This is a genomic window from Agromyces hippuratus (assembly GCF_013410355.1).
Classification (GTDB): domain Bacteria; phylum Actinomycetota; class Actinomycetes; order Actinomycetales; family Microbacteriaceae; genus Agromyces; species Agromyces hippuratus.
Map to the genome: position 1 here is coordinate 2,454,029 of NZ_JACCFI010000001.1, position 15,804 is coordinate 2,469,832.

General features: G+C 70.6%; 17 protein-coding genes. 9 read left to right on the forward strand and 8 right to left on the reverse strand.

All coding sequences use genetic code 11. The features are described from left to right. Nucleotides 1-17 precede the first annotated feature (17 nt). Entirely contained in the window at nt 18-302 is a 285-nt protein-coding gene (locus BJY17_RS11440; RefSeq protein WP_179551461.1) for a DUF4190 domain-containing protein, read from the reverse strand. A 269-nt stretch (nt 303-571) separates the two neighbouring features. Further along, on the reverse strand, nt 572-1,015 hold the full coding sequence (locus tag BJY17_RS11445; protein WP_179551462.1) for a hypothetical protein: 444 nt from the start codon (nt 1,013-1,015) through the stop codon (nt 572-574). Nucleotides 1,016-1,399: 384 nt separating this feature from the next. Between BJY17_RS11445 and BJY17_RS11450 the strand changes: the two genes are divergently transcribed. Continuing rightward, the gene (locus BJY17_RS11450; RefSeq protein ID WP_179551463.1) at nt 1,400-2,875 is read left to right on the forward strand and encodes a DUF6421 family protein; all 1,476 of its coding nucleotides are present in this window, start codon (nt 1,400-1,402) and stop codon (nt 2,873-2,875) included. 108 nt (nt 2,876-2,983) lie between these two features. Then, nucleotides 2,984-3,649 (forward strand): SDR family NAD(P)-dependent oxidoreductase, encoded by a 666-nt coding sequence (locus tag BJY17_RS11455; protein WP_179551464.1) that lies wholly within the window; start codon nt 2,984-2,986, stop codon nt 3,647-3,649. A gap of 43 nt (nt 3,650-3,692) precedes the next feature. Here BJY17_RS11455 and BJY17_RS18790 read toward each other — a convergent pair whose 3' ends face one another. Together BJY17_RS18790 and BJY17_RS11465 are read right to left on the reverse strand one after the other, a co-directional pair. Continuing rightward, nucleotides 3,693-4,328 carry a hypothetical protein gene (locus tag BJY17_RS18790; RefSeq protein ID WP_179551465.1) on the reverse strand — a complete coding sequence of 212 codons (636 nt, stop codon included), beginning with the start codon at nt 4,326-4,328 and terminating at the stop codon, nt 3,693-3,695. A 118-nt stretch (nt 4,329-4,446) separates the two neighbouring features. Continuing rightward, nucleotides 4,447-5,769 carry an MFS transporter gene (locus BJY17_RS11465; protein ID WP_179551466.1) on the reverse strand — a complete coding sequence of 441 codons (1,323 nt, stop codon included), beginning with the start codon at nt 5,767-5,769 and terminating at the stop codon, nt 4,447-4,449. A 131-nt stretch (nt 5,770-5,900) separates the two neighbouring features. Here BJY17_RS11465 and BJY17_RS11470 point away from each other — a divergent pair, with 131 nt between their 5' ends. Then, a complete protein-coding gene (locus tag BJY17_RS11470; protein WP_179551467.1) occupies nt 5,901-6,287 on the forward strand; it encodes a phage holin family protein in 387 nt (128 codons plus the stop codon). Between the two features lie 51 nt (nt 6,288-6,338). On the opposite strand, the gene BJY17_RS11475 is transcribed toward BJY17_RS11470, so the two are convergent. The 3 genes from BJY17_RS11475 to BJY17_RS11485 are packed head-to-tail and all read right to left on the reverse strand — an operon-like array spanning nt 6,339 to nt 8,328. Continuing rightward, a complete protein-coding gene (locus tag BJY17_RS11475; RefSeq protein WP_179551468.1) occupies nt 6,339-7,166 on the reverse strand; it encodes a hypothetical protein in 828 nt (275 codons plus the stop codon). Next, nucleotides 7,163-7,975: a hypothetical protein gene (locus tag BJY17_RS11480; protein WP_179551469.1), complete on the reverse strand. Its 813-nt coding sequence runs from the start codon at nt 7,973-7,975 to the stop codon at nt 7,163-7,165. The genes BJY17_RS11475 and BJY17_RS11480 overlap by 4 nt, the downstream gene beginning before the upstream one ends. Beyond that, a complete protein-coding gene (locus tag BJY17_RS11485; protein ID WP_218889897.1) occupies nt 7,972-8,328 on the reverse strand; it encodes a PadR family transcriptional regulator in 357 nt (118 codons plus the stop codon). Before BJY17_RS11485 ends, BJY17_RS11480 begins: the two co-directional genes overlap by 4 nt. A 141-nt stretch (nt 8,329-8,469) precedes the next feature. On the opposite strand from BJY17_RS11485, the gene BJY17_RS11490 reads away from it, so the two are divergent. Together BJY17_RS11490 and BJY17_RS11495 are read left to right on the forward strand one after the other, a co-directional pair. Next, on the forward strand, nt 8,470-9,312 hold the full coding sequence (locus tag BJY17_RS11490) for a PIG-L deacetylase family protein (protein ID WP_179551470.1): 843 nt from the start codon (nt 8,470-8,472) through the stop codon (nt 9,310-9,312). Between the two features lie 139 nt (nt 9,313-9,451). Further along, a complete protein-coding gene (locus BJY17_RS11495; protein ID WP_179551471.1) occupies nt 9,452-10,867 on the forward strand; it encodes an HNH endonuclease signature motif containing protein in 1,416 nt (471 codons plus the stop codon). 114 nt (nt 10,868-10,981) lie between these two features. On the opposite strand, the gene BJY17_RS11500 is transcribed toward BJY17_RS11495, so the two are convergent. Then, the gene (locus tag BJY17_RS11500) at nt 10,982-11,497 is read right to left on the reverse strand and encodes an EXPERA domain-containing protein (protein ID WP_179551472.1); all 516 of its coding nucleotides are present in this window, start codon (nt 11,495-11,497) and stop codon (nt 10,982-10,984) included. A 92-nt stretch (nt 11,498-11,589) separates the two neighbouring features. Here BJY17_RS11500 and BJY17_RS11505 point away from each other — a divergent pair, with 92 nt between their 5' ends. The 4 genes from BJY17_RS11505 to BJY17_RS11520 are packed head-to-tail and all read left to right on the forward strand — an operon-like array spanning nt 11,590 to nt 15,786. Next, on the forward strand, nt 11,590-11,961 hold the full coding sequence (locus BJY17_RS11505; RefSeq protein ID WP_074260238.1) for an ArsR/SmtB family transcription factor: 372 nt from the start codon (nt 11,590-11,592) through the stop codon (nt 11,959-11,961). 5 nt (nt 11,962-11,966) lie between these two features. Further along, the gene (locus BJY17_RS11510) at nt 11,967-13,655 is read left to right on the forward strand and encodes a SulP family inorganic anion transporter (protein WP_376866716.1); all 1,689 of its coding nucleotides are present in this window, start codon (nt 11,967-11,969) and stop codon (nt 13,653-13,655) included. 53 nt (nt 13,656-13,708) lie between these two features. Beyond that, the gene (locus tag BJY17_RS11515; protein WP_179551475.1) at nt 13,709-15,094 is read left to right on the forward strand and encodes a sensor histidine kinase; all 1,386 of its coding nucleotides are present in this window, start codon (nt 13,709-13,711) and stop codon (nt 15,092-15,094) included. After that, complete coding sequence (locus tag BJY17_RS11520) at nt 15,091-15,786, forward strand: response regulator (RefSeq protein WP_179551476.1); 696 nt, start codon at nt 15,091-15,093, stop codon at nt 15,784-15,786. Before BJY17_RS11515 ends, BJY17_RS11520 begins: the two co-directional genes overlap by 4 nt. Nucleotides 15,787-15,804: the final 18 nt, after the last annotated feature.

Consider the following 15,804-nt stretch of genomic DNA (forward strand, 5'->3'; position numbering starts at 1 on the left):
GTGGTCTCGTCGACGACTCAGTAGGACGTGACCGCGGGGGTCGCCGCAACGAACGCGAAGGTCGCGATGAAGATGATGATGTAGAGCACGATCGACGCGAAGCCGATGATGACGGCAGCGAGCGCGAGGCCGCGGCCGCGCTCACCCGACTTCTTCACCTGGCTCAGGGCGATGAACCCGAGCACGATGGCGACGATGTTGGTGCCGAGGAGCGAGAGCACGAAGCCGACGATCGCGAGGACGTTCCACTTCTCGGCGGGCGCCGACGGTGCGGACACGGGGGCGGGAGCGGGAGTGGTCATGTGGGAGGTTTCCTTGCTCTAGGGATCGACGATCTGCCGAATCGCATCCTGACAGCGCCCGAGAGCCGGCGTCAATGGAGAGGGGTGCCCATGTCCCAGCACGCGACTCGGGGCGTCACAGCATGACGTTTCGATTCACCGCTGCGCGCGGAACACCGCACGATCCTGGGGGCGAGATGTCGTGTGGCGTACGACAGCCTCGTTCGAGGCATCCGCGCGCATGCGACGGGGCCTCGGCGTCTGCCGGGGCCCCGTCGGGTCGTCGCGGGTCACCGGAGTCGGTCCGATGACGCGCCGTGCTCGAGCTCGTGCTGACGAAGGGACTCGGCGGCGGCCAGAGCCTCCCCGTACTTCGTCAGACGCACCCCCTGCGCTTCGGCCGCCGACGGGCCGACGTCGGCCCGAGCCTCCGACTGCTTCGCACTGCGGATCCCCTCGACGCTCGACGGCGACGGTCCGACGACCGAGCGGGCCTCGGTCTGCTTGGCACTGCGGATCCCCTCGGCGGTCGCGAACGACTGCACCGAGGTCGCGCCGGCGTGGAGCTCGGCACGCATCGCGTCGGACTCCTGCCGGGCCGACTGCTGGAGCTCGTGCTGCGACTGCGGCACGCTCCCCGATTCGACATCGTCGCGCACCCCTGCGCATGCACTGAGCACGACGAGGAGCGCCACTGCACCGATGGCCGCCGACCCCGTCTTCGTGGTGTTCATGATCCTGTCCTTCCACTCGGGTTCAATAACTGAATATCCCTCACGATAGGAACGCCCAGACGGGGCGACATCCGGACGCCCACTGGACTGCCCGTCGACATCGGCGCGGTCGGCACACGTGCCCGCACCGGCACGGGTCAGTGGCTGCACCCGCTCCGATGCCGCCTCGATGCCGCCCGCGCCCGAACACCGGCTCCCGGGCTGGTCCGGGAAGTGCTGCGCGCCGTAGCGATCTCAGTCGCGATATCTTGCGCCCACGCAAGAATCCCGCGCCGGAGCACAACCAATCGCAGAGCCTCGGCTCGTAGCCTTGAAGAGCACGGCGATTCGCGTCGCGCGCATCCATTCGCAGCACTCACCCCTCATCGAGGATCGGAGGTTCACATGTCGAGCAACACCACGATCGACGCCATCATCGGCGAACCCGAGGTTCTCGAGGACGCGGTGACCGCCGCCGACCTCGCGCTCGCCGAGGGCGTCGAGACGGATGCCGCGTGGCTCCGCCTCAAGGAGTCGGCGACCGCGCTCCAGGGCCTGCAGGTGAAGGACGGCTCGGTGCCCGAGGCATCCGACCCTTCGACGGGCTCAGGGAGCAGGGAACAGGCATCCCGTCTCGTCGACGCGATCGTCGAGTCGATCGAAGCGCTCGCGCCGCGGTTCCCGCACGAGGCCGAGTACCTCGCGGCATCCGTCGTCGACTTCCGCCGCTGGCAGGCCGAGGGCTTCGGCGTGCCCGACTTCCTCGACTCGCTCGTCGTGTTCCAGCCGCAGCGGCACCGCATCGACGGCATCCGCCACCTCGTGGTCTTCCCCATGTACACGCAGAACGGCTCGTCCGACCGGCACGTCGAGGCGCTCGTCGTCGAGACGATCTGGCCCGAGTTCATCGCAGAGCTCGAGGCCGGCGACTACGGCAACAAGCTCTTCGTGAGCCTGCGCCTCGTCGACTTCACGCCGGGCTACGACACGAACTCGGCAGTGCTGTTCCCCGAGACGGTCGCGATGCGCGAGATCCCGACGTTCACGTGGGGCGCGATCTTCCAGGACCGCGAGGCGGCGCGTTACCGCCGCGTCGTGCGCGCGGCATCCGACATCACGAAGCTCGAGCTGCCCGCCGACGCGGCGGCGCTGCTCGACGACCAGGAGCTCGCCGAGCGCACGTTCGTGATGTGGGACATCATCCACGACCGCACGCACATGCGCGGCGACCTGCCGTTCGACCCGTTCATGATCAAGCAGCGCATGCCGTTCTTCCTCTACTCGCTCGAGGAGCTGCGGTGCGACCTGACCGCGTTCCGCGAGTCGGTGAAGATCGAGCGCAGCCTGAACGCGCGCCTCGCCGCCGGCGAGGAGCTCACCGAGGCCGAGGAGCAGATGCGCTCCACCGGCAAGCTCGTGCAGTACGCGGTGATCTTCGACCGCATCTTCCGCTTCGCCATCACGGGATCGCGCGTGCGCAACTACGACGGACTCGGCGGCCAGCTGCTGTTCGCGTGGCTGCACCAGAAGCACGTGCTCGACTGGACCGACGTCTCGCTCAGCTTCGACTGGGACGCCGTGCCCGACGCGGTCGTCGAACTCGGCGACGCGATCGACGAGCTCTACTGGAAGTCGATCGACCGCCCGAAGACGGTGCACTGGCTCGCCGCCTACGACCTCGTCACGAGCGTCGTGACGCCGAACCCGGCGTCGGTGTGGGCCGAGGGCCTGCCGCGCGAGGTGCTCGCCGGCCCGCCCAAGGGCTACACCGACCTCGTGATGGACGACGAGTTCCCGCTGTCGATGTTCTACGAGGCCCTCGACAAGAAGATGAAGCCCGTCATCGAGTCGACCGTCGGCATCACGGCCGCCGACGCCTGACCGCCGCACCGATTCAGGACGACGTACGCTGCTCAGGACAGGATCATGGATTCCGTCCTGAGCAGCGTCCGTTCGCCTGATTCCGAACAGCTCGAAGTGGAGCCGAACATGACCGACCAGCCCACCGGCCTCGCCGGCCGCACCGTGCTGATCGCCGGCGCGACGAGCGCCTCCGGCCGGGCGGTCGCCCGTGCCCTGCTCGACGCAGGGGCCCGCGTGGTCGCCGTCGGCAGTGACGACGGGCGCCTCGAGGCGCTCGAGGCCGAGTTGCCCGGCGTCATCGGCGAGCGCGCCGACCTCACCGACGGCGACGACGTGCTCGAACTCGCGATGCGCGTGCATGCTCGGGTCGGCGACCTCGACGGCGTCGTGCACCTCGTCGGCGGCTGGCGCGGCGGCGGCGGCATCGCCGGGCAGACCGAAGAGGACTACCGCGTGCTCGAGCGGTCGTTCACGGCGCTGCGCTACGTCAGCCGTGCGTTCTGGGACGACCTCGTGGCCTCCCCCGCGGGCCGCATCGCGATCGTCTCGTCGACGACGGTCGACCGGCCCACCGCGGGCGGCGCGAACTACACCGCGATCAAGGCGGCGAGCGAGTCGTGGATGCGCTCGCTCGCGCAGGGCTTCGCCAAGGCGGGCGACACCGCCGCGGCCGTCACCTTCCGCGTGCAGGCCCTCGCCGGCCTCGAAGATCGGCTCGCCGCCGAGGTCGTCGAACTCTGGGCAGCGGATGCCGCTGAGCTGAACGGGCGCGTCGAGACGCTGTCGGCCTGAACCCACCGGCCGACTTCGACCGTCCGGCCCGATCGCGGATGTCTCAGGGAGCGGGCGTCGGCGCCTCGGTCGGAGGGGTCGGCGCTGCGGCGGGCGGCACGACCGGACGCGACTGGTCGGCACGCACGGCCTCGCCGAGGCATCCGTCGTTCTCGCCGCCGTCGCCCTCGAGCGCGAGCCGCCATGCGGCCTCGCCGTCGGCGGTGAGTCCCTCGGGCATCGCCGGGGCCGTCGAGGTCGGGTCGCGTGGCTCGGTGGTCCACCACTCCCACTCGCGGTACTCGTGGCCGGCCGTGGTCATGCACTCGCGCACGAGCTGCTGGAACCCGAGCCAGGCCTGCTGCTCGTCGGGCGTCGGCACCGGGTCCGCCGCGGGCGGCTGCGTCGAATTCGGCGTGGGCGTCGGAGCGGGCGTCGGGCGCGGAGTCGCGTTCGGCGGCGGGGTCGGCTTCGGCAACGGAGCGCCATCGGTGTCGGCGCCGTCGACCGGGGCGTGCTGGTCGCCGCCCTGCGCCTCGCCCGCATCGACGTCGAAGCCGTCTGAACCCGTCGCGACCGGCTGCGGCGAACGCGCGTCGTAGAGCACGGGCGCACCGGTGGTGGCAGCGGCGACGCCGATGAAGATCGAGCCGATGAAGAGTGCCGCGACAGCAGCACTGAAGAGGACGGTCTTCCGCATCGGGCACCTCCCGCCGCGATTCGGGAACGACCAGCCGGCCGCTCGGGCGTGTCCGAGCCATGGTACACGTCCCCCGAACGGGGGGCGAACCCGTGAAATCGGCCGATGAGCGGGTGAACTACCCCACTGGCGGCCCCTGCTCCGTGATCTCCTCGGGGCTCTCGGGCGACTCGTCGGTCGCGACATCCGCCGGCGAACCCTGCCTGCGACTCAGCCACAGGAACGGCACGGCGAGGGCCTGGATGCCGCCGCTCACGACGAGCGATCCGGGGTAGCCCCAGAGGTCGGCCGAACGGCCGAGCACCGGCTGGATCACGGCGCCGCCCGTGCTGCCGAGCAGCGAGTCGAACGAGAGCACGGTCGCGCGCTGCTGCGACGGGATCATGTCGTTCAGGTACGCCTGCTGCACCGGGCCGGCGGCCGCGTCGACGAGCCCCCAGACAGTGAGGAGCACGAGCGCGATCCAGAAGTTCCGGTTCACGCCGAGGGCGAGCAGCACGAGGCTCGATACGACGAGGCTCAGGATGATGGTCGTCGTGCGCTTGCGGAAGCGCCGGCGCACCCACGGCGCCACGAGCCCGCCGATGACCTGCGACCCCGACAGGATCGCCGCGGCGAGACCCGCGATCGAGTAGGCGCCCGTGTCGCCCCAGAGTTCGACGAGGTAGGGCTGCAGCGCGTAGAAGACGTAGAAGCCGACGCCCGTCGTGAAGAACGACGCGAACATGACGTACCGCACCGGGCGCCGCCCCAGCCCGTACTTCACCGAGGCGTTGAAGACCTCCTTCGTCGCGCGGATCGGGTGCGCGCGCCCGGCCGGCGTGAACCCGAGGTCGTGCATCACGACCGCCGCGACCACGAACATGACGATGAGGATGCCCGCACGGATGAGGAACGGCACCCCGAGATTCGTCGCCTGGGCGACCACGCCGCCCAGGATCGAGCCGATGAACATCGCCGCGCCCGCGAGCGCGAGCCCGCGCCCGAAGACCCGTTCGAGGCCGCCCGTGTAGCCGGTCGCGGCGAGCGCGTCGACGAGCCACGCCTCGACGGCACCCGAGAAGAAGGTGAAGCCGAGCCCGAGCAGCACCGAGACGATGGCCCACATCCAGAACGGCGAATGGGCCACCCACAGCAGGTAGTACAGCACCGTCGTCACGGCGAGCGTGACGGTGCCGAGCAGGTACGAGACCCGTCGCCCGAGGGTGTCGGCGACGACGCCCGTCGGCACCTCGAAGATCACCATTCCCACCGAGAAGAAGGCGTTGGCGGCGAACGCCTCGAAGTTCGTGAGGCCGGCGTCGAGCAGGAAGAGCGTGTTGACGCCCCAGATGAACGAGGCGGCGAGCGTGTTGCCGATGAGCAACGTGAAGTACGCCGCCTGCACCCGGCGCGCCGCCGGGTTCGGTGCCGTCTCCTCGCGCGTCGCGCGTTCGGCCATGCGACATATCTTGCTCGCTTCGCGCGCGCACCGCCACGGTCGATCATCGGGTACTGTCGTGCACTGCCCGAGCGGATGCCGCCGCGGCGCGCTGCTCGACGCGGCATCCGCCGCCCCGCTACGCTCGCGGCATGATCCGGTTCCTCATCCGCACGCTGATCTCCCTCGTGACGGTCGCCATCGGCCTGCTCGTCGCGTCGTGGATCCTCCCCGACTTCCATATCGAGTGGGGCGGGTTCCTCATCGCCATCGTCGTCTTCACGATCGCGCAGGCGGTGCTCGGCCCGTTCATCTTCAACGTCGCGCGGCAGCACGCGTCTGCGATCCTCGGCGGCATCGGCCTCGTCTCGACGTTCGTGGCGCTGCTGATCGCGTCGCTCTTCCCGGGCGGCATCACGATCGACGGCTGGGTGACCTGGGTGCTCGCGACCCTCACCATCTGGATCATCACCGCACTCGGCACCTGGCTCCTGCCCCTCATCTTCCTCAAGGAGAAGGTGAAGGGCGTCAAGGCCTGAGCCGCGGCATCCGCCGGGCCCAGGCCTCGTGCACGCAGTGAACGCACCGGCTCAGTGCATGTTGTCGTTGCCCGACTCGTGCACGGCGCGGCCCCAGCAGCCCGCGTCCTCCCAGCGGTAGGCCGCGCCGCCGGCGGCGTTGCCGTCGAGCGCGAGCGTCCACTCGGCCCGCTCGGCTTCCGTGAGGTCGAGTGGTTGGGCCTCCGACCCGTCGGGGTTCCACCACTCGAAGTAGAGGTACTCATGCCCGGCCTCGGCCATGCAGTCGCGCACGCGCTGCTGGAACTCGAGCCAGATCTCGCGCTCGGTCGGCGCTTCAGGGTCGACGGGCGTCTCGGGGGCGCCGAGCGGCTGCCCGGCCTCGCGTGCCTCGACCTCGGCCTTGTCGCCCGCCTCGGCGCAGCCTCCGCCGGGGTTGTAGATGTCGGGTCCGTAGAGCGCCTGAGACCAGAGGATCGTGGTCTCGTAGTCGAGTCCGGTCGGCTGCGGGCTGCCGCCGAGCCACCACTGCCACTCGAGGAAGTCGAAGCCGGCGTCGGCCATGCACTCGCGGATGACGACCTGCTTGCCGAGCCACTCCGAGCGGGCTTCGGGCGTCACGAACTGGTCGCTCAGCGGGTCGAGGTAGGGGTTGTAGTCGGCGGCGTTCGTATCGATGCCGGATGCCGCGGCGACCTGCGAGGTCTGGCCGGTTCCGGCCGGTGCGGCAACCGCCGTCTGCTCGGGGCGAGGTTCGGCGCTGTCGTCGATCTCGGAGGAGACGAGCTCGACCTGCGGCTGGCCGGCGGTGTACGCGGCCGCGCCGAGCGCGACGATGGACGCCCCGCCGAGCACTGCGCCCGTGATCGCGGCGATGGCGGCGATGCGTTGCACGTTCATGCGATGGTTCCTTCGGGGTCGATGATGGGCGAACGGTGCGGCCGCTCGGGTCGCGCGGCCCACAGGGCCTTGGCCGACGGCAGCCACCAGGCGGCCATCGAGACGAAGAAGAGCACCCCGGCGGCGGACAGCACGCGATTGATGAGGATCGCCTCGACGAGCGCCGAGGAGTAGAAGGCGCTGAGCGTGGTGCTCGTGGCGATGAGCGTGTACATGCCGAAGCGGAGCAGCACGTAACTCGCGACGGCGAGCCAGAGCGCGCCGAGCCAGCGCGCCTCGGGCACGATCGTCAGCGCCGAGCCGATGAGGGCGAGACCGAGACCGACGACCCCGGCGGCGACGAGGTCCCACGCGCCGGCCCACGAGCCGTCGAGCATGCCTGCCCCGACCCGCACGACGATGAGCACGCCCCAGGCGAGCAGCATCGCGGTCGCGACGTGCGCGAGTGCGGGCAGCGCGAGCGGGAAGGTGCCCTTCGGTGCCGTCAGCGAGACGCCGCGCAGCCGGGCGACCCGCCAGGCGAGGTCGGCGGGAACCCCGCGGATCGCGCGGCCGACGATCGAACGGCCGACACCGGCCGCATCGCCCGCTGCCGTGCGCTCCTCGAAGACGTCGGACTCGAGTTCGGCGAGGCGGTCGGCGGCGAGGTCATCGGGCAGGTCGCGCGTGTACCAGCGGCCCCAGGCCAGCACGGCACGGTCGCTGCGATGCACGGCACGGTCGCCGCCGTGCATGGCGCGGTCGCGTGAATGAGCGGATGTCGCGAGCTCACGCCCCTCGAGCGCACCGTCGATGCGCTCGGCGGTCATGCGAAGGCCGCCTTCGCCGGGGCGGCAGCGACGACCCGCCGCGCCTCGAGCTCGGTGCGGTACGCGAGTTCGCCGGCACCCGTGACGCGATACAGGCGGCGTCGCGGGCGCCCCTCGGCCTCACCGATCGCGGCATCCTCCCAGACGGATTCGAGGAGACCCCGTTCACTCAGGCGGGCGAGCGCCTTGTAGAGCGTGCCGTGCGCGGTGAGCGCGGCGGCATCCGATCGCTCGGCGATGCGCTTCGCGAGCGCGAAGCCGTAGAACTCGCCGTCGTCTCCTTGGAGCTCCATGCCTGCGGCGAGGATGTCGACCTCGAGGTCGACGAGCCGTCCTTCGCGTCTGCGTGCCATGGGAAGAGAATAGGAAGATATCTTCCCCGTGACAAGACCTCACCCGATACTGAGCAGGATTCGGAATTCGGCGCCCCTCGGGTTAGCCTGCTCGTCACCATCCGCGAACCCGACGCGGATCCGTACCGGGAGCCCCCGCCCATGCGCAAGCGCACCGTCGCGCTCATCGTCGTCGCCGCCGTCATCCTCGCCCTGCTCGGCGGGGTCTACTGGGCGGGTCGCCACCTCTTCCACGAACCCACCGCGAGGGGCGTCGACTCGATCGTCGCCGAACTCGACGGCGAGCGCGTGCTCGGCGTGTTCGCGCACCCCGATGACGAGCAGACCGTCAACGGACTGTTCTTCCGCGCCCACCAGGGCGGCGCGTACACGGCGATGATCACGGCGACCCAGGGCGAGGCCGGGCACCAGACCCCCGTGGTCGCGCGGCAGGCGGACCTCGGCGACATCCGCAGGGCCGAGGCGCTGAAGAACAGCTTCAACCTCGGCGTCGACCGCCACGTCGTCTGGGACTATCCCGACGGCGGCGTGCCCGAGGCCGATGAAGACGAGCTCGTCGCGCGCGTCGTCGCCGAGATGAAGCGGGTGCAGCCCGACATCGTCGTCGGCTTCTGGCCCGAAAGCGGGGCGACGGGGCACGAGGATCACATGCAGATGGGCCGGGTGACCGAGCTCGCGATCGCCGAACTCGAGGCATCGGGCGGCGCCTACACCGGACCGAAGCACCTCGTCTCCACGATCAGCCCGTCGGGTGCGCTCTCGATCTTCGGCGGCGAGGCCGGCGCGTTCGTCGTCGCCAACCAGCCGAAGCCCGAGTACGCCATGAGCGCCGAGGTGGCGAAGAAGCACGAGGGCTGGACGATCCACGCCTCGCAGTCGAACTACATGCAGGAGTCGTACATCCTGCCGACGTGGCTCATCTACGCGCTCTGGGATCAGGAGTTCTACCACGTGCGCGATCTCGAGGCCGAGCCGCTGGGGTGAGGTCGGGGGCTGAACCGAGCTCGGCTGTGGAGAACTTCCACATTTCACCTCCTGTGGAGGAGGAGTCGGTCGAAATAGCAGGTGAGCGGGCGTTTTATCGGTCGTTCGAATGTCGGTGGGTGGTGGCAGTGTGGTCGACATGGCAGGCATTCCCGAGGCGCTCGAGCAGGTACGCTCGGCGCTTCATGCCGCGCTCGATCTCGACCCACCGCGGGGGCTCGGTGATGACGAACTGCTCGTCGCACTGGGGGCGCTCGAAGGCGTCGGGCGGTTGCTCGACGCGCACCGTGCCACCTTCGCCGGTGAGGTCGCCGACCGCAGCCGGGTCGAACTCGGCGCCGGGCGCCTGTCGACGCGCAAGGGGTGCCGGTCTGCGGCCGAACTGATCGAACGAGTCACGCAGGTCTCGGGCACCGAGGCGCGCCGCAGAGTCTCGGTCGGTAGGGCGACCCTGGCCGATACCGGCCTGACCGGGCAGCCCGTGCCGGCGGCGCACCCGCACGTGGCCGCTGCACTCGTCGCAGGCTCGCTCGGCCTCGACGCGGCAGCGACGATCGTTCGGGAACTCGGTCGCACCCGCACCGTGGCCGACCCCACGCGACTCGATGTCGCCGAGCGTGAACTCGTCGACCAGGCGACCGGCACGGGTGACGCGGCACCGGTGCGTGCCAGCGCCGACGAGCTCGCCGTGCAGGCCCGCGCGTGGGCGGTGTTCCTGGATCAAGACGGAACAGAACCCGACGACGAACGCGCGATGCGCCGGCGCGGGTTCCGGGTCGGGCGCGCACGCGACGGACTCATCCAGATCTCGGGCGAGTTGCTGCCCGAGGTCGCGGCGAAGCTGAAGCGCCTCCTCGATGCGCACCTCTCGCCCCGCAGCGGCGGCGGATTCCTCACCGGCGCCGAACGCTCCGACCTCGCGGTGCAGGCCGAGACCCGCACCACCGAACAGCAACGGCACGACGTGCTCGCCGCGATCATCGACACCGCGGCACGGTCCGGCGAACACCCGAGCATCGGCGGCGCAGCACCGACGGTGCTCGTCAGCGTTCGGGCAGTCGACCTCGAGACCGGCTCCGGTGCCGGGCACGCCGACGGCGTCGAACTGCCGATCTCACTCCGCGCGGTGCGGCACATGGTCTGCACCGGAGGCATCCAGACCGTGGTCTCCGACGCCGCGGGCCGCATCATCCGCCTCGGTTCACCTGAACGCTGCTTCACCCCGCACCAACGACGGGCGATCACCCTCCGCGACGGCGGCTGCCTCATCCCCGGCTGCACCGTGCCCGCTGCCTGGTGCGAGATCCACCACGTCATCCCAGACGCACGCGGCGGCCCCACTCACACCGAGAACGGCGTACTCCTGTGCTGGTTCCATCACCGCACGATCGACTCATCGGGGTGGGGCATCCGCATGCGACGCGGGGTGCCCGAGATCCGGCCACCCGCCTGGCTCGACCCGGGCGGCAGCTGGCGCAAGTCGACCACCTCACCCACCCGACTCGCCGATCGACTCGACCACGACCACGCACCACCCGAACGCAAGACGGCGTGACAGGTCGAGGGCGGCTTCGAGATCACATCGGGCTCCGTCACGGTTCGCTGGAGCCCTGACGCTCGACGACTTCGACGGCTTCGACGGCTCGACGAGCCGATGCATCCGCTGCGCTCAGAACCGCCGGGTGAACGGCTCGGGCTTCCGCATACGCACGAGCAGCACGATGGGAATCAGCACGTACGGCAGGTTGAATGCGAGGAACTTCACGGGGTTGGTCGTCTGCCACTCGGGCTCGCCGAAGAACTCGACGCCGAACACGATGATGCCCGTGATGGTCGAGATCATCGTCGCGTAGATGACGCTGGGCAGTTGGATCCAGTTCCAGCCGCGGACGAGCGAGATGACGAGCAGGATGTAGAACGGCATGTAGACGAAGGCCGAGAGCCCGGTGACGATGCGCATCCACACCGGCGGCTCCATGAACAACGGGTCGGTGTCGCTCGCGTACCAGTAGTTCGAGTTCACGAAGAAGTTCGCCGACGGCTGCGAGATGTCGACGCCGAGCGTCGGCAGCATGTCGCTGATCAGGCTCGTGATCGTGAAGAGCGAGAAGACCACGATGAAGAACCAGTCGAACGGACGTTCACGCAGCGGCAGGTTCGGCACGGGCCCCGGTTCGGCGGTCATGGATCGAGAGCGTAGCGGCGAGCGCGGCATCCGCGCAGCGGGGATGGTGTGGCATGATGATTTCATCAATCCATAAACCCATGGAGATGCCGATGCTCTCGGACCCCAACCGCCCGCTGTACGAGGTGAAGGCCGGCCTCTTCAAGGGCCTCGCCCATCCGATCCGCATCCGCATCCTCGAGGTGCTCTCGACCGCGCCCGAGGCATCCGTCTCGGAGCTCATCGCGGCGACCTCGCTCGAGGCATCGCACCTGTCGCAGCACCTTGCGGTGCTCCGTCGCAATCGGCTCGTCGTGGCCGACCGACGCGGCAGCCTCGTCTACTACCGGCTGGCCTATCCCCAGGTCGCCGACCTGCTGCGCGTGGCTCGCGCGCTGCTCGGTGAGATCCTCGAGACCACCCAGCGCCAGCTCGTCGACCAGGGCGGGCTGCCCGAGATCCCGCCGGTGAGCGTGCCGGCATGAGTCCGATGCCGTCCGGCCTGCCCGCCACCGGGTCGACGACGGCCTCCGCGAGCCCGTGGCGACGGGCGGCGCGCCACCTGCGCAGCCTCGCGCCCGCGGCATCCGACTACCGCGACCTCCGCCGCACCTGGCGAGGCGATCTGGCCGCCGGCGTCACCGTGGGCATCGTCGCGTTGCCGCTCGCGCTCGCGTTCGGCGTGAGCTCCGGCGCCGGCGCCGAGAGCGGCCTCGTGACGGCGATCGTCGCCGGGTTCGTCGCCGCGGTGTTCGGCGGCTCGAACGTGCAGGTGTCCGGTCCGACCGGCGCCATGGTCGTCGTGCTCGGCCCCATCATCGCCGCGCATGGCGCGGGAGTGCTCGCGGTGGTCTGCCTGTTCGCCGGGCTCATCGTGCTCGCCGCCGGCGCCCTGCGCCTCGGCCGCGCGGTGACCTACATCCCATGGCCGGTGATCGAGGGGTTCACACTCGGCATCGCGGTGATCATCTTCCTGCAGCAGGCGCCCGCGGCGCTCGGCGTCGCCCCCGGACCCAGCCCGAACGCCGCACTGGCCGCCGCCGAGGCGGTTCCCACTGCCGCGTGGCCGGAGTTCGCATGGAGCCTCGGCATCGTCGCCGTGGTGGCGGCGATCATGCTCGTGGCGCCGCGCATCCATCCCCGTTTCCCCGGTTCGATCGTCGCGATCGTGGCGGTCAGTGCGATCGCGGCCGGCTTCGGACTGCCGGTGGACACGATCGGAGAGCTGCCGGCCGGCCTTCCCGCGCCCGCACTGCCGAGCGCCGACTGGACGACGCTCGCAGGCCTCGCCGGCCCGGCGTTCGCCGTCGCCGCCCTCGCTGCGATCGAGTCGCTGCTGTCGGCGCGCGTCGCCGCCTCGATCTCCGAAACCGGCCCGTACGACGCCGACCGCGAACTCGTCGGCCAGGGCCTCGCGTCCGTCGCTGCGGGCTTCTTCGGCGGCATGCCGGCGACCGGGGCGATCGCCCGCACCGCGGTGAACGTGCGCTCGGGCGGTCGCACCCGGCTGGCTGCGATCACCCACGCGGTGCTGCTGCTCCTCGTCGTCTCGTTCGGCGCGACGGTCGTCGCCGAGATCCCGTTGGCCGCACTCGCCGGCGTGCTGATGGTCACGGCGTTCCGCATGATCTCGATCGCGACGGTGCGCACCATCGTCGGGTCGACCCGGGCCGACGCGATCGTCTTCGGCGTCACCGCGATCATCACGGTGAGCTTCGACCTCATCTACGCCGTGCTCATCGGCATCGCCGCCGCGGCGTTCTTCGCCCTGCGCGCACTCGCCCGCTCGAGCGGCGTGCACCGCGAGGAGCTGCCGGGCCCGGCCGAGCCCGGCGACGAACGCATCGCCCTGTTCCGACTCGAAGGGGCGCTCTTCTTCGGCGCCGCCGAGCGCATGCTCGAGCGCGTGGGCGACATCCGGGGCATCGAGGTCGTCATCATCCGGATGTCGCAGCTGCAGATCCTCGACGCCACCGGAGCCCAGGTCATCACCGAGCTCATCACCGCACTCGAACGGCGCGGCGTGACCGTCCTGGTCAAGGGCATCCAGACGCGGCACCTGCGTCTGGCTGAACGAGTGGGCGTGATCGCCTCGCTCCGGCACCAGAATCACCTCTTCGACGAGCTCGCCCCCGCGGTCGAGCACGCACGGAGTCACGTGCGTCGAGCGCCGCGCTGATTCTCCGTCGCATGGCGGATCCCGACGCTCCTCCGCGTCGATAACGTGGACGGATGACCGAGAACACCGCTCCGCCCGTCGTCGAGGGCGTCGAGTGGGTCCGCCCGCGACCGGGCCGTCGCGCCATCCGCAACGACGTGATCCTCGCTCTGGTGCTCGCCGTCGGTACGGCCGCCACGGTGGTGCTCTACCGATTCGCGGGTTGGGGCGAGGGCGACGCGGAGGGCGACGCCGCCCCGTGGTGGGGTTCGGTGCTCTGGGTCGCAGCCATGACCCTGCCGCTCGCGGCACGACGCCTGCACCCCGAGATCGTGGCGCTCGTGGCATCCGTCACCTTCATCGTCGGCGGTGTCGTGCCCGTCGGCGACGCGCTCTTCAGCAACATCTGCCTGTTCGTCGCGATCTACACGGTCGGCGCCTGGAGTCGCAGCCGCCGCCGGGCGACGATCGTGCGCGGCGTCATCGTCGCCGGCATGTTCGGGTGGCTCTTCTGGGGCCTCGTCTACTACTCCGCCGTGCAGGACTACCTGCCCGACTTCTCCCGCGACGGAACGCTCTCGCCCTACCTCGCGTACGGCCTGATCAACGTGCTCACCAACCTGCTCTACTTCGGCGGCGCGTGGTACTTCGGCGACACCGCCTACCGCTCGGCGCGGTCGCGTGCCGAGCTCGAGCAGCGCACCGCCGAACTCGCGTCGGAGCGCGAGCGCACCCGCGCTCAAGCCGTCGCCATCGAACGGCTGCGCATCGCCCGCGAGCTGCATGACGTCGTCGCCCACCACGTCTCGGTGATCGGCGTGCAGGCGGGCGCCGCGCGACGCGTGCTCGCGAAGGACCCGGCCGCGGCGACCGCCGCGCTCTCCTCGATCGAGTCGAGCGCCCGCGATGCCGTCGACGAACTGCACGGGCTGCTCGGCACCCTCCGCGGCGATGCGGAGACGGGTGCGGTCCCGGTGCTCGACGACGCCCTCGGCCTGGCCGACGGCGAGCGCGAGCCGGCGACCACGAGCACCTCGACGCGGGGCATCGCGCGCCTCGACGAGCTCGTCGCCGAGAGCGCGGCCGGCGGCCTGCCGACGACGCTCGCGATCGTCGGCGACCCGGTTCCGGTCTCCGCGGTCGTCGACCTCAGCGCCTACCGCATCGTGCAGGAGGCGCTCACGAACGTGCGCAAGCACGCGGGTGCCGCCGCGACGGCCGAGGTGCGCGTGCGTTGGGCCGGCGCGTCCGTCGAGATCGAGGTGACCAACACCGGCCCCGTGCTGCGACCGACGAACGACACGGCAACGGATGCCTCGAGCCGCCGCCTCGGCCAGGTGGGCATGCGCGAGCGGGTCGCCGCGGCCGGCGGTCGCCTCGAACTCGGACCGCGGGCGCGCGGCGGCTACCTCGTGCGCGCCGAGTTCCCGCTGCGCCGGGCCGAGGAGGTGCCTGCGTGAGCATCAGGGTGCTCGTGGTCGACGACCAGTCGCTCGTGCGCGGCGGGTTCCGCACGATCCTCGACTCCGAAGACGGCATCGAGGTCGTCGGCGAGGCCGCGAACGGCGAGGAGGCGATCGCCGCGGTCGCGGCGCTCTCGCCCGACGTCGTCTGCATGGACGTGCAGATGCCGGGCATGGACGGACTCGAGGCCACTCGGCGCATCACCGCCGACGAGGCATCCGCCGCCGCCGTGCTCGTGCTCACGACCTTCAACCGCGAGGACTACCTGTTCGCCGCCCTCGAGGCGGGGGCGAGCGGGTTCCTGCTGAAGAACTCGAGCCCCGAGCAGCTCATCGAGGCGGTGCAGGTGGTCGCACGCGGCGACGCACTGCTGTCGCCGGATGTCACGCGGCGCGTGATCGAGGCCGTGGCGACACGGGCGACTGCTGAGCCCGCCGCGCTCGCGCCGGCAGCCGGTCACGAGCCGAAGCCGGCGCCCGAGCTCGAGACGCTCACCGACCGCGAGCGCGAGGTGCTCGAGCAGCTCGCCGTCGGCCTCTCGAATGCCGAGATCGCCGAGCGCCTCTGGGTCGGCGAGGCGACGGTGAAGACGCACGTGTCGAAGGTGCTCATGAAGCTCGGGCTGCGCGACCGTGTGCACGCCGTCGTCTACGCCTACGAGCACGGGGTCGTGCGGGCCAAGCGCTGATGCCCGCACGCGGTGTGT

Excerpts from the sequence above, each read along its gene's own strand:
- BJY17_RS11440 (WP_179551461.1), bottom strand. The coding sequence starts at position 302 with ATGACCACTCCCGCTCCCGCCCCCGTGTCCGCACCGTCGGCGCCCGCC.
- BJY17_RS11445 (WP_179551462.1), bottom strand. The coding sequence starts at position 1,015 with ATGAACACCACGAAGACGGGGTCGGCGGCCATCGGTGCAGTGGCGCTC.
- BJY17_RS11450 (WP_179551463.1), top strand. The coding sequence starts at position 1,400 with ATGTCGAGCAACACCACGATCGACGCCATCATCGGCGAACCCGAGGTT.
- BJY17_RS11455 (WP_179551464.1), top strand. The coding sequence starts at position 2,984 with ATGACCGACCAGCCCACCGGCCTCGCCGGCCGCACCGTGCTGATCGCC.
- BJY17_RS18790 (WP_179551465.1), bottom strand. The coding sequence starts at position 4,328 with ATGCGGAAGACCGTCCTCTTCAGTGCTGCTGTCGCGGCACTCTTCATC.
- BJY17_RS11465 (WP_179551466.1), bottom strand. The coding sequence starts at position 5,769 with ATGGCCGAACGCGCGACGCGCGAGGAGACGGCACCGAACCCGGCGGCG.
- BJY17_RS11470 (WP_179551467.1), top strand. The coding sequence starts at position 5,901 with ATGATCCGGTTCCTCATCCGCACGCTGATCTCCCTCGTGACGGTCGCC.
- BJY17_RS11475 (WP_179551468.1), bottom strand. The coding sequence starts at position 7,166 with ATGAACGTGCAACGCATCGCCGCCATCGCCGCGATCACGGGCGCAGTG.
- BJY17_RS11480 (WP_179551469.1), bottom strand. The coding sequence starts at position 7,975 with ATGACCGCCGAGCGCATCGACGGTGCGCTCGAGGGGCGTGAGCTCGCG.
- BJY17_RS11485 (WP_218889897.1), bottom strand. The coding sequence starts at position 8,328 with ATGGCACGCAGACGCGAAGGACGGCTCGTCGACCTCGAGGTCGACATC.
- BJY17_RS11490 (WP_179551470.1), top strand. The coding sequence starts at position 8,470 with ATGCGCAAGCGCACCGTCGCGCTCATCGTCGTCGCCGCCGTCATCCTC.
- BJY17_RS11495 (WP_179551471.1), top strand. The coding sequence starts at position 9,452 with ATGGCAGGCATTCCCGAGGCGCTCGAGCAGGTACGCTCGGCGCTTCAT.
- BJY17_RS11500 (WP_179551472.1), bottom strand. The coding sequence starts at position 11,497 with ATGACCGCCGAACCGGGGCCCGTGCCGAACCTGCCGCTGCGTGAACGT.
- BJY17_RS11505 (WP_074260238.1), top strand. The coding sequence starts at position 11,590 with ATGCTCTCGGACCCCAACCGCCCGCTGTACGAGGTGAAGGCCGGCCTC.
- BJY17_RS11510 (WP_376866716.1), top strand. The coding sequence starts at position 11,967 with ATGCCGTCCGGCCTGCCCGCCACCGGGTCGACGACGGCCTCCGCGAGC.
- BJY17_RS11515 (WP_179551475.1), top strand. The coding sequence starts at position 13,709 with ATGACCGAGAACACCGCTCCGCCCGTCGTCGAGGGCGTCGAGTGGGTC.